The 13,253-nt window shown below is 67.6% G+C and carries 13 protein-coding genes; 6 read left to right on the top strand and 7 right to left on the bottom strand.

Going from position 1 to position 13,253, the window contains the following annotated elements:
* Positions 1 to 4: 4 nt before the first annotated feature.
* The 3 genes from EV687_RS06385 to EV687_RS06375 are packed head-to-tail and all read right to left on the bottom strand — an operon-like array spanning position 5 to position 3,623.
* Positions 5 to 1,348 carry a dihydrolipoamide acetyltransferase family protein gene (locus tag EV687_RS06385; protein ID WP_122231931.1) on the bottom strand — a complete coding sequence of 448 codons (1,344 nt, stop codon included), beginning with the start codon at positions 1,346 to 1,348 and terminating at the stop codon, positions 5 to 7.
* A 4-nt stretch (positions 1,349 to 1,352) separates the two neighbouring features.
* A complete protein-coding gene (locus EV687_RS06380) occupies positions 1,353 to 2,366 on the bottom strand; it encodes an alpha-ketoacid dehydrogenase subunit beta (protein WP_162846686.1) in 1,014 nt (337 codons plus the stop codon).
* 12 nt (positions 2,367 to 2,378) lie between these two features.
* The gene (locus EV687_RS06375; protein WP_122231933.1) at positions 2,379 to 3,623 is read right to left on the bottom strand and encodes a thiamine pyrophosphate-dependent enzyme; all 1,245 of its coding nucleotides are present in this window, start codon (positions 3,621 to 3,623) and stop codon (positions 2,379 to 2,381) included.
* Positions 3,624 to 4,013: 390 nt separating this feature from the next.
* On the opposite strand from EV687_RS06375, the gene EV687_RS06370 reads away from it, so the two are divergent.
* The 5 genes from EV687_RS06370 to EV687_RS06355 all read left to right on the top strand — a co-directional run bounded on the left by EV687_RS06370 (position 4,014) and on the right by EV687_RS06355 (position 8,483).
* On the top strand, positions 4,014 to 5,276 hold the full coding sequence (locus EV687_RS06370) for an MFS transporter (RefSeq protein ID WP_207226402.1): 1,263 nt from the start codon (positions 4,014 to 4,016) through the stop codon (positions 5,274 to 5,276).
* 9 nt (positions 5,277 to 5,285) lie between these two features.
* The gene (locus EV687_RS18915) at positions 5,286 to 5,435 is read left to right on the top strand and encodes a hypothetical protein (protein WP_162846687.1); all 150 of its coding nucleotides are present in this window, start codon (positions 5,286 to 5,288) and stop codon (positions 5,433 to 5,435) included.
* Between the two features lie 122 nt (positions 5,436 to 5,557).
* Positions 5,558 to 6,454: a 4-hydroxy-tetrahydrodipicolinate synthase gene (gene dapA, locus EV687_RS06365; RefSeq protein WP_122231935.1), complete on the top strand. Its 897-nt coding sequence runs from the start codon at positions 5,558 to 5,560 to the stop codon at positions 6,452 to 6,454.
* 60 nt (positions 6,455 to 6,514) lie between these two features.
* Positions 6,515 to 7,627 (top strand): outer membrane protein assembly factor BamC, encoded by a 1,113-nt coding sequence (gene bamC, locus EV687_RS06360; protein WP_122231973.1) that lies wholly within the window; start codon positions 6,515 to 6,517, stop codon positions 7,625 to 7,627.
* 19 nt (positions 7,628 to 7,646) lie between these two features.
* Complete coding sequence (locus tag EV687_RS06355) at positions 7,647 to 8,483, top strand: MBL fold metallo-hydrolase (protein ID WP_242612521.1); 837 nt, start codon at positions 7,647 to 7,649, stop codon at positions 8,481 to 8,483.
* A 38-nt stretch (positions 8,484 to 8,521) separates the two neighbouring features.
* On the opposite strand, the gene glmU is transcribed toward EV687_RS06355, so the two are convergent.
* Complete coding sequence (gene glmU, locus EV687_RS06350; RefSeq protein ID WP_122231937.1) at positions 8,522 to 9,982, bottom strand: bifunctional UDP-N-acetylglucosamine diphosphorylase/glucosamine-1-phosphate N-acetyltransferase GlmU; 1,461 nt, start codon at positions 9,980 to 9,982, stop codon at positions 8,522 to 8,524.
* A gap of 257 nt (positions 9,983 to 10,239) precedes the next feature.
* Between glmU and plsY the strand changes: the two genes are divergently transcribed.
* Positions 10,240 to 10,920, top strand: coding sequence for a glycerol-3-phosphate 1-O-acyltransferase PlsY (gene plsY / locus EV687_RS06345; RefSeq protein WP_122231974.1), 681 nt, complete (start codon positions 10,240 to 10,242; stop codon positions 10,918 to 10,920).
* Between the two features lie 33 nt (positions 10,921 to 10,953).
* Here plsY and EV687_RS06340 read toward each other — a convergent pair whose 3' ends face one another.
* The 3 genes from EV687_RS06340 to EV687_RS06330 form a co-directional block, all read right to left on the bottom strand.
* Positions 10,954 to 11,949 carry an HD-GYP domain-containing protein gene (locus EV687_RS06340; protein WP_122231938.1) on the bottom strand — a complete coding sequence of 332 codons (996 nt, stop codon included), beginning with the start codon at positions 11,947 to 11,949 and terminating at the stop codon, positions 10,954 to 10,956.
* A 35-nt stretch (positions 11,950 to 11,984) separates the two neighbouring features.
* Complete coding sequence (locus EV687_RS06335) at positions 11,985 to 12,587, bottom strand: retropepsin-like aspartic protease family protein (RefSeq protein WP_162846688.1); 603 nt, start codon at positions 12,585 to 12,587, stop codon at positions 11,985 to 11,987.
* 115 nt (positions 12,588 to 12,702) lie between these two features.
* On the bottom strand, positions 12,703 to 13,188 hold the full coding sequence (locus tag EV687_RS06330; protein ID WP_122231940.1) for a YajQ family cyclic di-GMP-binding protein: 486 nt from the start codon (positions 13,186 to 13,188) through the stop codon (positions 12,703 to 12,705).
* Between the last annotated feature and the right edge of the window lie 65 nt (positions 13,189 to 13,253).

The following is a 13,253-nucleotide window of genomic DNA, read 5'->3' as shown; positions in this document are numbered from 1 at the left end:
TGTCTCAGTCGATGAAGAGCGTCGCCGGCGTCTCCAGCAGGCCCTTGACCTGCTGGATGAAGCGCGCCGCGTCCATGCCATCGACCACGCGGTGGTCGAACGAGGAGGAGAGGTTCATGGTCTGGCGGACGAGGATCTGCCCGCTCCGCGCAACAGGTTTCTCGACCAGCCGGTTGACGCCGACGATGGCCACTTCCGGGTGGTTGATGACCGGGGTGCTGACGATGCCGCCGAGCGCGCCCAGGCTGGTGAGCGTGATGGTCGAGCCCGAGAGCTCCTCGCGCGTGGCCTGGCCGCCGCGCGCAGCCTCGGCCAGGCGCGCAACTTCGGCGGCGCAACCCCAGAGGTCCAGCGATTCGGCATGACGCAGCACCGGCACGACCAGGCCCGCGTCGGTCTGCGCGGCGATGCCCAGGTGGACACCCTCGTAGCGGGTGACCACACCGGCCTCGTCGTCGTAGCGGGCGTTGATCTGCGGAAAGGCGCGCAGCGCCAGCACCATGGCACGGGCAATGAAGGGAATCAGCGTCAGCTTGCCCCGCGATGCGCCATGCAGGGCGTTGAGCCGGCCGCGCAGCGCCTCCAGTTCGGTGACGTCGAGCTCTTCCACATAGGTGAAGTGGGGAATGCGGCGCTTGGCCTCCTGCATCTTCTCGGCAATGCGGCGGCGCAGACCGATCACCGGCAGCTGCTGCGTGCCGGTGCGGGGCGCGCTGGCCTGGCCCGCCGTCTGCCGGTGCGCCTGGCTTCTGGCCTGCTGCAGCCAGGCGTCCAGGTCCTCATGGCGGATGTGCCCATGCGGGCCGCTGCTAGGCACGTGGCGCAGCTCGATGCCCAGGTCCCAGGCGCGGCGGCGCACGGCGGGCGAGGCCAGCGGGGCTTCGCCAGGCTGGCGCGCAAGCGGCGTGGTGTGGACGACTGGCGCGCCGCCAGATGCTGGTGGTGTCGATGCGCGGGGCGCGGCCGGTGGAGCCCGTGGTGCCACTGATGGGGCTGGCGCTGTGGGCTTGCCATCGGTGGCGCTGGCGGCATGATCGCGCGGGTTGGCAGCCGCATCGTCGTCGTGCCCGCCTGCGGTGGCGGTGGCGTTGTCGGCATTGCCCGCGCCTTCGACCTCCAGGCGAATCAGCTCCGAACCGACGGCCATCATTTCGCCGAGTGCGCCGCCCAGCGCGAGCACCTTGCCGGCCACCGGCGAGGGAATCTCGACGGCAGCCTTGTCGGTCATCACGTCGGCCAGGCCCTGGTCTTCCTTGACGGTATCGCCGACCTGCACGTGCCAGGCCACCAGTTCGACCTCGGCAATGCCCTCGCCGATGTCGGGCATCTTGATGATGTGGATTCCCATGCCTTCAGCCCTCCATGACTTTCTTGAGCGCTTCGCCAACCCGTTGCGGGCCGGGGAAGTACGACCACTCCTGCGCGTGCGGGTAGGGGGTGTCCCAGCCGGCGACGCGCTCGATGGGGGCTTCGAGGTGCCAGAAGCAGTGCTCCTGCACCAGCGCCGCCAGCTCGGCGCCGAAGCCGCTGGTGCGCGTGGCCTCGTGCACGATGAGGCAGCGGCCGGTCTTCTCCACCGAGGCCACGATGGTCTCCAGGTCCAGCGGCCAGAGGCTGCGCAGGTCGATGATTTCGGCGTCGATCCCCGTTTCCTGCACGGCCGCCTCGGCCACGAAGACCATGGTGCCGTAGGCCAGCACCGTGACGGCGCCGCCCGCGCGCACGATGCTGGCGCTCTCCAGCGGCACGCGGTAATGGCCTTCGGGCACTTCGCCGAGCGCATGCCTGGACCAGGGCACCAGCGGCCGGTCGTGGTGGCCGTCGAACGGGCCGTTGTAGAGCCGCTTGGGTTCGAGGAAGATCACCGGGTCGTTGCTTTCGATGCTGGCGATCAGCAGGCCCTTGGCGTCGTAGGGGTTGCTGGGCATCACGGTGCGCAGGCCGCAGGTGTGGACGAACAGCGCCTCGGGGCTCTGGCTGTGCGTCTGGCCGCCGTAGATGCCGCCGCCGCAGGGCATGCGGATGGTGAGCGCGGCGCTGAAGTCGCCCGCCGACCGGTAGCGCAGCCGCGCCACCTCGGACATGATCTGGTCGAGCGCCGGGTAGACATAGTCGGCGAATTGCACTTCCACCACCGGCCGCAGCCCGTAGGCGGCCATGCCCACGGCGGTGCCGACGATGCCGCTCTCGCTGATTGGCGCGTCGAACACGCGCGTCCTGCCATACCTGGCCTGCAGGCCCTCGGTGCAGCGGAACACACCGCCGAAGTAGCCCACGTCCTGGCCGTAGACCACCACGCTGTCGTCGCGCTCCAGCATTACGTCCATGGCCGAGCGCAGGGCCTGGATCATCGTCATGTTTGCCATGATCCGTCCCTTTCAGATGCCCAGTTGCTGGCGCTGCGCGCGCAGGTGCGCGGGCTGGTGTTCGTAGACGTCGTCGAACATGTTGGCGGCGCTGTGCGGGTGGGGGCTTTGCAGCGTGCCGTTCTGCTCGCCCTCCTTCTGCGCGGCCAGCACCTCGGCCTCGACCTCCTGCCAGGCGGCCTCGTGCTGCTCGGTGCTCCATTCGCCGAGCTGGATCAGGTGGCGCTTGAGGCGCTCGATCGGGTCGCCCAGCGGAAAGCGCTGCCAGTCATCGGCGGGGCGGTACTTGCTCGGGTCGTCCGAGGTGGAGTGTGGGCCGGCGCGGTAGGTGACCCACTCGATGAAGGCCGGGCCATGGCCGCCGCGGGTGCGCTCGGCCGCCCATTGCGAGGCCGCCAGCACGGCCAGGAAGTCGTTGCCATCAACCCGCAGCGATGCGATGCCCATGCCCGTGCCGCGGGCCGCGAAGGTGGCGCTGGTGCCGCCGGCGATTGCCTGGAAGGTGGAAATGGCCCACTGGTTGTTGACCACATTGAGGATCACCGGCGCGTGGTAGACCTGTGCGAACACCAGCGCGGTGTAGAAATCGGCTTCAGCCGTGGCGCCGTCGCCGATCCAGGCGGTGGCGATGCGCGAGTCGCAGCGGATCGCCGAGGCCATGGCCCAGCCCACCGCCTGCACATACTGCGTGCCCAGGTTGCCGGAGATCGAGAAGAAGCCGTACTCGCGCGATGAATACATGATCGGCAACTGGCGGCCCTTGAGCGGGTCGGCCGTGTTGGAGTAGATCTGGTTCATCATCGCCACCAGCGGGTAGTCGCGCGCGAGCAGAATGCTTTGCTGGCGGTACGAGGTGAAGCACATGTCGTCCTGGTTCAGCGCCATGGCCTGCGCGGTGCCGATGGCCTCCTCGCCCAGGCTCTGGATGTAGAACGAGGTCTTCTTCTGCCGCTGCGCGATCACCATGCGGTTGTCGAAGGCGCGCGTGAGCATCATGGTGCGCAGGCCGCGCCGCAGCAGTCCGGGCTCGGCCTCGGGGTTCCATTCGCCCTGCGCGATGCCGTCGTCATCGAGCACGCGGATCAGGCTGTTCTTGTGGGCGACAGTGTCCTCATAGCGGCAATCGGGGGCCAGGCGCGGCACGGCGCCGGCGGGCGAGAGCTTGAGGTAGGAAAAGTCGGTTCGCTCGCCGGGGCGCGCCGATGGCTCGGGCACCCACAGGCACGAGCGGCCTCCGGCGGTGGAGGGCGTGTGCATGGTCTTGTCTCCTGTGTGGATTGTGTCCACTTTGAATAAGAACCTGTTGACGCTCTTTCCGGGGGCAACCCGAAGGGCAAGAGGTCAAAAACGCACCGGGCGGCGACGGGCGTCTTGCCCACTGCATTTTTTGACCGCCTGCGTGACCCACGGAAAGAGCGTCAACAGGTTCCAGAATGCACGGGGGTGGCCCGCGCATCATGGAAGGCTGCCAGGCGACTGCGGCCGGGTGGGGCCGCAGGACATGGCGCTGACCAATGTAGCAAAGGCGCCGGCCAGTGCACAGGCGGGGTAATCCCCGAGCAGCGCTGTCGCACGGTGCCGAGCACGCCGGGGGGATTCTCCGTAAGATCACGCTTCTCTTTCGATCCCTTTCCTGTGGAGCCGCACATGCCATCCCCATCCCCGACCAGCGCAAGCGCCCCGGCGCCCTTGTCCATGGCGCAGTTGCTTGCCTGTGGCGCGGCCGTCGTCACGCTGTCGATGGGCATTCGGCACGGCTTCGGCCTGTGGCTGCAGCCGATCACGCAGGAGATGGGCTGGAGCCGCCAGGACTTCTCCTTTGCGATTGCGGTGCAGAACATCGCCTGGGGCTTTTTCGGCATCTTCATCGGCATGGTGGCCGACCGTTTCGGCGCCACCCGCGTGCTGATGGCCGGCGGCCTGTGCTACGCGCTGGGTCTGCTGGGCATGGCGCACGCGGCCAGCCCGATGCAGTTCACGCTGATGGCGGGCGTGCTGGTCGGGCTGGCGCAGGCCGGCACCACCTACGCTGTGGTCTATGGCGTGATCGGACGGCAGATCCCGATGGAAAAGCGTTCCTGGGCCATGGGTGTGACGGCTGCGGCCGGCTCCTTCGGGCAGTTCCTGATGCTGCCGGTCGAGGGCTCGCTGATCGGCGCGTTCGGCTGGCAGGCGGCACTGGTGGCGCTGGCGGCATTGGCGGTACTGATCGTGCCATTGGCGCTGGGCCTGCGCGAGCCGCAATTCGCGCGCGGCCAGGCGGCGGGCCTGGCCAATCGCAGCGCGGCAGCCGGGCAGGGCATACGCGAAGCGCTGCGCGAGGCGCTGGCGCAGCGCAGCTTTCTGCTGCTGACGGCGGGCTACTTCGTCTGCGGCTTCCAGGTCGTCTTCATCGGCGTGCACATGCCCAGCTACCTGAAGGACCACCAGTTGCCCGCGCACGTGGCCACCTATGCGCTGGCGCTGATCGGGCTCTTCAACGTCTTTGGCACCTATGCGGCCGGCGTGCTGGGGCAGAAGTACGCGCGCCGCAAGATCCTCGCCTTCATCTATTTCGCTCGCGCCGTGGTGATTTCCATCTTCCTGCTGGTGCCATTGTCGCCGCTGAGCGTCTATGTGTTCTCGGCGGTGATGGGTGCGCTGTGGCTGTCGACCGTGCCGCCCACCAATGCCACCGTGGCGCAGATCTTCGGCGTGCGCCACCTCTCGATGCTCGGCGGCGTGGTGTTCTTCAGCCACCAGATCGGCAGTTTCCTGGGTGTATGGCTGGGCGGCCTGCTTTACGACCGCACCGGCAGCTACGATGTGACTTGGTATATTGCCATCGCGCTGGGGGTCTTTGCGGGGCTCGTCAACCTGCCCATCGACGAGCGTCCGCTGGTGCGCACACGGGCGGCACAACCGGCTTGAAAGGACTCCATGCCCACTCTTCGCAAACCATCCCGCAGGGCGGTGCTGCTGGCCCTGGCGGCAGTCGGGGCACTGGCATTGCTGGCCGTGGTGTTCGGGCTCTACCGGAACCCGGAACTGGTGGTGCGCCTGGCCGACCAGCTCTGGGCCTGCATGTGATGCGCCCCGATTGTGGCGACGGGGCCGGGGGGCGGGAACTGCGGCGGCGGATGCGTGTCCGAGGATGGGCATGCATCCCGCACTAGAATGGCGGCTTTGGGTTTGGAAAACAGATTTTTCTTATGACATCTCCGGTTCCATTGACGGGCAGCATCGTTGCCCTGGTGACCCCCCTGAACGAGGACGGCAGCATCGACTACGATTGTCTGCGGCGGCTGATCGACTGGCACATCGAGCAGGGCACCGACTGCGTCAGCGTGGTGGGAACGACCGGGGAGTCGCCCACCATCACCTTCGAAGAGCACCACGAGGTCATTCGCGTGGCCGTCGAGCATGCGGGCGGCCGCATTCCCATCATGGCAGGCTGCGGTGCCAACTCCACGGCCGAGGCGATCTCGCTGGCCAGGTTTGCCAAGCAGGTGGGCGCCGACAGCCAGCTGCAGGTGGTGCCTTACTACAACAAGCCGACCCAGGAAGGCCAGTACCAGCACTTCCGCGCCATCGCCGAGGCCACGCCCGACCTGCCGATGTACCTCTACAACGTGCCGGGCCGCTCGGTGGCCGATCTGCACCACGACACGGTGCTGCGGCTCGCCGAGATTCCCAGCATTATCGGCATCAAGGAGGCCACCGGCGACATCGCCCGTGCGCAATGGCTGATCCGCGACGTGCCCGAAGGCTTTGCGGTTTATTCGGGGGACGACCCTACCGCCATCGCGCTGATGTTCTGCGGGGGCCACGGCAACGTCAGCGTCACAGCCAACGTCGCGCCTGCCCTGATGAGCCAGCTCTGCCGTGCCGCGCTGGCCGGCGATGTCAAGGAGGCCAATGCCATCCAGCAGCGTCTGCTGCCACTGCACAAGGCCTTGTTCACCGAGGCCAACCCGATCCCCGTCAAGTGGGCCCTGCACCGCCTTGGCCGCTGCGGCGCGACCCTGCGCCTGCCGATGACGCCACTGGCCCAGCCGTATCGCCAGCCGCTCGAAGACGCCATGCGTGCCGTCGGCATACTGGCCTGAGCCGCCGCAGCCAGAAACCCGAATTTTGTGCGACCGAACCCTATGAAAAGCACCTTCGCCATGCATTTTTCCTCTGCTGCCTCCAAGGCCGGCCTGCTGACCGTGACCGTGGCCCTGAGTGCCTGCTCCGCCCTGCAGGAAGACAAGATCGACTACCGCAGCGCCTCCAAGGGCACCTCGCTGGAAGTGCCGCCGGACCTGACGCAGCTGCCGCAGGAGAGCCGCTACAACGTGCCGGGTGGCGCCGTCTCGGCCAACGCCATGCTGGCCAGCCAGATCCAGCGCGGCCAGGGCGAAGGCGTGGCGCGCGACCAGTTGGCCGACGTGCAACTGCTCCGCGACGGCAGCCTGCGCTGGCTGAGCGTGCCGCGTTCGGCTGACGTGCTGTGGGATCCGGTGCGCCAGTTCTGGATGGACAATGGCTTCGCCCTGGCGATGGACCAGCCCAACCTGGGCATCATGGAGACCGATTGGGCCGAGAACCGCGCCAAGCTGCCGCAGGACTTCATCCGCAACACGCTGGGCAGGCTGCTCGATTCGCTGTATTCGACCGGCGAGCGGGACAAGTTCCGCACGCGCCTGGAGCGTCGCGCCGATGGCGGCACCGACATCTACATCACGCACCGCGGCATGATCGAGGAGTTCAGCAACCAGGCCAAGGACACCACCACCTGGGTGCCGCGCCCGGCCGACCCGGAGCTGGAGACCGAATTCCTGCGCCGCCTGCTGGTGCAACTGGGCACCAGCGAGGAACAGTCGCGCGCCATCGTTGCCTCGGGCGCCGAAAGCGCGCAAGGTGGTGCGCCTTTCGTCGGCGCCACGCGCGTGCAAGTGCAGGGTGCGCCCGCGTTGGAACTGCAGGACGGCTTCGACCGCGCCTGGCGCCGCGTTGGCACGGCGCTGGACCGCACCGGCTTCACCGTCGAGGACCGCGACCGCTCGCAAGGCATCTACTTCGTGCGCTACGTGCCGCAGTCCGACCGCGAGCAACCGGGCTTCTTCGGCCGTGTGCTCGGCCGTGGCGCGGCCGTGCCGGCGCCGGTCAAGTACCGCGTCGTGGTGCGCAGCGAAGGTGCGCTCTCGCACGTGACAGTGCTCAGCGAGACGGGCCAGCCCGTCAGCGCCGAGCAGGCCGACAGCATCATCGGGCTGCTGCACGAAGACCTGCGTTGATCGGGCGCGTGGACACACTGTGAGCCGATTGCGCTTTCGCAGCCTGGCCAGCGGCAGTGCCGGCAACGCCACGCTGATCGAGGGGCTGCAGGCGCCGGGCGCGGATGCTGCGCCCGCGCCGTTTCGCGTGCTGGTCGATTGCGGCATGAATGCCAAGCAGCTGCGCCAGCGGCTGCAGGGCGAAGGCCTGCAGATGGCGGATCTCGACGCCATCTTCGTCACCCACGAGCATTCCGACCATGTTGGCGCGGCCTTCGACGTGGCGCGCCAGTGGCAGATTCCGGTCTGGTCCAGTCATGGCACCTGGCTGGCCGCAGGTGCGCCCGACACCGCCGGCATGTGGCAGCTGGCCCGCGATGGCCAGCCTCTGCGCTGGGGACAGATGGAGGCGCTGCCCTTCACGGTGCCGCACGATGCGCGCGAACCGCTGCAGCTGCGCATCAGCCAGCAGGATGTGCACATCGCCATCGTCACCGATCTGGGCCATGTGACCGGGCATGTGGCCGAGCATGCGGCGCATTGCCATGCCCTGCTGCTGGAGTTCAACCACGACCGCGAGATGCTCTTGCAATCGCGCTATCCGGCCTTTCTCAAGCGCCGCATCAGCGGGCGGCTCGGGCACCTGGCCAATGAGGTGGCGGCCGAACTGTTGCAGCAGGTGCTGCACGATGACCTGCAGTATGTGGTGGCAGCCCACCTGAGCCAGCAGAACAACCGTCCCGAGCATGCGCTGCACTGGATGCGCCATGCCGTGCAGCAGGCGCCGGTCGAACTGCTGGTGGCCAGCCAGGAGGGCGGCTCGGGCTGGATCGAACCCGGCGCCGTCGCTCCATCGGTGTCCAGCCTGGCTGCCTGAGAACAGGTTCTGAACAACCGCTTCGGCTCTTTTCCGCTTCAGCTTTTCTTCTTGCCCGGCCGCTGCCAGCCGCTGACGCTGACGGCCCTGGCCCGCGCGACGGTGAGGCTGTTCGCGGGCGTGTCGCGGGTGATTGTGGAGCCGGCGCCCACGGTGCCGCCCGCGCCAATCGTCACCGGCGCCACCAGCACCGAGTTGCTGCCGATGTGCACGTCCGCACCGATGACGGTGCGGTGCTTGTTGGCACCGTCGTAATTGGCAGTGATGGCGCCGGCGCCATAGTTGACGCGCGCGCCCACGCTGGCGTCGCCCAGGTAGGCCAGGTGGTTGGCCTTGGCGCCCTGCGCCAGCGTGCTGTTCTTGACTTCGACGAAATTGCCGATGTGCACTTCGTCGCCCAGTGTCGCGCCGGGCCGCAGCCGCGCGAACGGGCCGATGCGCGCGTCGGCACCCACGCGCACGCCGCTTTGCTCGCCGTCAATGTGCGAGTAGGGCGCGACGATGCTGCCGGCGCCGATATGGGCATTGGCGATGTGGTTGTAGGCGCCGATGCGGCAGCCCTGGCCCAGCACCACCTGCCCGCCGAAGATGCAGCCGATGTCGATCTCCACGTCCTGACCGCATTCGAGCCTGCCGGCGTGCACGCTGCCGGTGGCGGCGCGCAGCTCGAAACGGGACGGATCGGCCAGCCGCACGCCGGCGGCCATCAACTGCTCGGCCTGCTGCCACTGGTAGCGGCGCTCCAGCGCGGCCAGCTGCGCCGGGCTGTTGACGCCCGCGACCTGCCAGCCTTGCATGGCCGGCAGGCAGTGCGCCTGCACGGCCACGCCGTCGGCGCAGGCCATCGCGATCAGGTCCGTGAGGTAATACTCGCCCTGCGCGTTGTCGTTGCCGAGCCGCTGCAACCAGGGCTTGAGCAGGCGGGAGGGGAAGGCCATGATGCCGCTGTTGACCTCGCCGATGGCGCGCTGGGCTGCGCTGGCATCCTTGTGTTCGACGATGGCGCGCACCTGACCGTCGCCATCGCGCACGATGCGTCCGTAGCCGCTGGGGTCATCCATCTGCACGGTCAGCAGTGCGAGCTGGCGGTTGTCGCACAGCGCCAGCACGGTACGCAGGCTGTCGGCGGTGACCAGCGGCACATCTCCCAGCAGCACCAGCACCATGTGTTCATCGGGCAGTTGCGGCACGGCCTGCTGCACGGCATGACCGGTGCCATGCTGCGGCACCTGCGCGGCAATGCCGATCTGCGCGGCGCCGGTGAGTTCGGCGGCGGGACCGCGCACAAAGGCATCGACCTGCTCGGCACCATGGCCGGTGACCGTGATCAGCCGCTGCGGCTGCAGCGCCGCGGCGGTCTCCAGCACATGCGCGAGCAGTGGCCGTCCCCCCAGCGGCTGCAGCACCTTCGGGGTCTGGCTTTGCATGCGGGTGCCCTTGCCGGCGGCCAGGACGACGATGGAGAGCGGGTGCGGAGTGGACTGGGGCGGGATCGACATGCGAGGGGTGATCAGAAATCAGAAAGAAGAGAAAGGATGCCCATGGTGCCTGGAGGCGCCACCGATATGCGTCGTGGCGCGGGCGGTGCGGGCACGATTCCAAGCCTTTATTATTGACCGGTATGCGGCCGGCCTGCGTGCTGGCGAGGCGGCTGGCGCGCCATAATGGCGGCCGTTTGTTTGTCTGTTCGTGTCAAGGAGACGCTGAATCAATCAGCGTCTCCGCAATGCTCGACGAAGTGTCATTGGAGTTGTGGATGGAAACCGTGTATCTGCTGGTGGCGGTGCTGCTGGCCTATTTGCTGGGTTCGGTGCCGTTTGCCGTGGTGGTGAGCCGGCTGCTGGGCCTGCGTGATCCGCGCAGCTTTGGCAGTGGCAATCCGGGCGCCACCAATGTGCTGCGCTCGGGCAGCAAGTTGGCGGCGGCGCTGACCTTGCTGCTCGATGCTGCCAAGGGCTGGCTGCCGGTGGCGCTGGTGGGCTGGTTTGGCGGTCGCTGGGGCCTGTGGGACGGCGCGCAGGCGGCGGTGGGCCTGGCGGCATTTGCCGGGCACCTCTGGCCGATCTTCATCCGCTTCAAGGGTGGCAAGGGCGTGGCAACGGCGTTGGGCGTGCTGCTGGGCCTGAGCCCGTGGCTGGGCCTGGCAGTCGCGCTGACCTGGGTCATCGCGTTGGCGCTCTCGCGCATGTCGTCGCTGTCCTCGATGGTTGCGGCGGTGCTGGCGCCGGTGTACTACCTGCTCGGCGGCGGCGCGGCCTGGCCTTATGACCGGATGGTTTTGCTGGCCATTGGCGTGATGGCGGTGCTGCTGCTGTACCGGCATCGTGCCAACATGGCACGGCTGCTCGCCGGCCAGGAGCCGCGCATCGGCCAGTCGAAGACTGCCGCCGCGCCAGGTGCGCGCCCGGCGGGAGCCAAACGCAAGCGGCGGCATTGACGCGCTGGCCGCGGCACAGGATCCGGCCCCGCGTCAGCCCTGTGTGCCGGCGGCCTGGCGGGCGGTGAACAGCCCCAGGCTGACCATGGTGCGGTGGTCGAGCGAGAAGCTGATGGCCGAGAGTGGCAGGCTGTTGATGATGCGCGGCTTGCCGCTCGCCGTGAGGTAGAGCGGCGGGCGCTCATAGGGGCGGCCCTTGCTGTCGATGATGCCGGCCACCATCGGGTACTTGGGCTCCTGGGTGCGGCGCAGCACTACGGCGATTTCCTGGGTGTCGAGCTTGACCAGCGTGCCGGGAGGGTAGAGGCCGGCGGTGGCGGCCAGCGCCTTGCCGACCTCGTCGCGCGGGTCGAAGCGCTGCCCCATGATGGCGCGCAGCGAGTCGCCGACGCTGCGATCGGGCCGCGATTTGCGTGGGCTGATCATCGCCGCATAGCGGTCGATCGAGGCCAGCACGCGGGTCAGGCGCTGGGTGGTGTTCAGCGATTGCAGCGGCAGGCGCTCGGCGGGCGGTGTGTGGTGGTGGGCGATGACTTCCAGCCACAATGGGTCGATGACCCCCAGCGAGCGCAGCAGCTGCACGCCGGCCTGCGGATGGTCTTGGATGGCCTGCTCCTGCAACAGTGTCGGCCGCTCGGTCTGCAGGGCCAGTTCGTCCTGCAGGCCGGTCATGCCGATATTCATGCTCATGGCCGCATGCAGCAGGGTGACGCGCTCATGCGGGCCCAGGCCCAGCGGCGGGGCCACCATGTGGCAGAGACTGGCGCACACCAGTGCGTGCGAGGCGCTGTAGCCGGCCATGGAGGTCGAGGCCAGCTGGAACATCAGGTAGAGCGCGGTGTCGCTGTCCTGCTGGATCATGTCCTCCAGCCAGCGGCGCAGCTCGGCGAGCTTGGTGGGAAAGTCGCCAACCCGGTCGGGGTGCTGCAGCGCGCTGTTGAGCGCGGCTTCCAGGTCTGCCCAGAGAGCCAGCAGGTTCTCATAGCTTTGCTCATTGATGTTTTCGAGGTCGATCAAGGCATATGACATAGGCGTCTCGGCAGGTAGGAACGTGCGAACAGGCCTCAGCGGGGCTGGATCACCATCGTGCCGGCCTCGCGGGTCAGGCGCACATGCTGGAGAAACGAGTTGCCCAGCAGCACGAAACCCATGGGTTCCGGAATGACGACGGCTTCCACGCCGCCTCGCTCGATCTGTCCAATGCGCACTTGCCGCAGTTGCACCTTCCAGCCCGAGGTCTGGCCGTTGGCGGTGCGCACCCCGATGCGATCCTGCCCCAAGGGTATGCCCAGACGGCTGGCGGTACCGGTATCCATGGTGACAACCGATGCGCCGGTGTCCACCAGAAACTGCACGGCGGCACCGTTGATGGTGCCGTCAGCGGTGAAGTGTCCGCCCTGGCCGGCCTGCAGCGTCATGGCCATGGCCGTGCCCCGCGGGGTCACCCGCGTGGGGGCCTGCCCCACCGTCAGCGGCAACCGCTCGCCCTGCACGTCGAAGATGGCGCTGTTCTGGCGCACTTCCAGAAGCGTGACGCCGAGGTGGCTGGCACCGACGGCCAATGTCTTGGGCGCGCTTTGGTCCACGACGACGATGGCGCGCTGTCCGCCGACGGTGCCGACCAGCCGCACGTCCTGTGCCAGTGCACTGCCCCAGCAGGTCAGCAAGCAGGCCATGCAGGCCACGCACAGCGCAAGAACCCTGCTGCCTGGCAGGCAGGAGGACGGTGTGGTGGCAGATGCTGGGGCTGAGGGCATGTAGAAGAAAGGGCCGGGACGGCGGTCAGTCCCGGAAGTTGTTGAATGAAAGAGGCACGTCGGCGACCTCCTTGCGAATCAGCGCCATCGCGGCCTGCAGGTCATCGCGCTTGGCGCCGCTGACGCGCACCGCGTCGCCCTGGATGGCTGCCTGCACCTTGAGCTTGCTGTCCTTGAGGTGCTTCTGGATCTGCTTGGCCAGCGTGGCATCGATGCCGTTGCGCACCTTGACGGTCTGCTTGAGCTTGTCGCCGCCGATCTTCTGGGCCTTCTCGACGTCGAGGAAGCGCACATCCACGTTGCGCTTGGTGAGCTTGTTGCGCAGGATATCCTCGACCTGACTGAGCTGGAAGTCGGAGTCGCCAAACAGCGTGATCTCCTTGTCTTTCAGCTCGACGGCGGCCGAGGTTCCCTTGAAGTCGAAACGCGTGCCAATTTCCTTGGCGGCGTTGTCAACGGCATTGCGGACTTCGACGAAGTCGGCCTCGAGAACGGTATCGAATGAGGGCATGGTTTTGCAGATGAATCTTGGTTTGAACAGGAATATTGGCGTTCACTGCGAATCAGCACCGATGC

The sequence above is a fragment of the Corticibacter populi genome, assembly GCF_004217315.1.
GTDB classification, from domain to species: Bacteria; Pseudomonadota; Gammaproteobacteria; order Burkholderiales; family Burkholderiaceae_C; genus Lampropedia; species Lampropedia populi.
The sequence above is the reverse complement of the archived record's forward strand: the minus strand, read 5'-3'. Positions and strand labels throughout refer to the sequence as shown.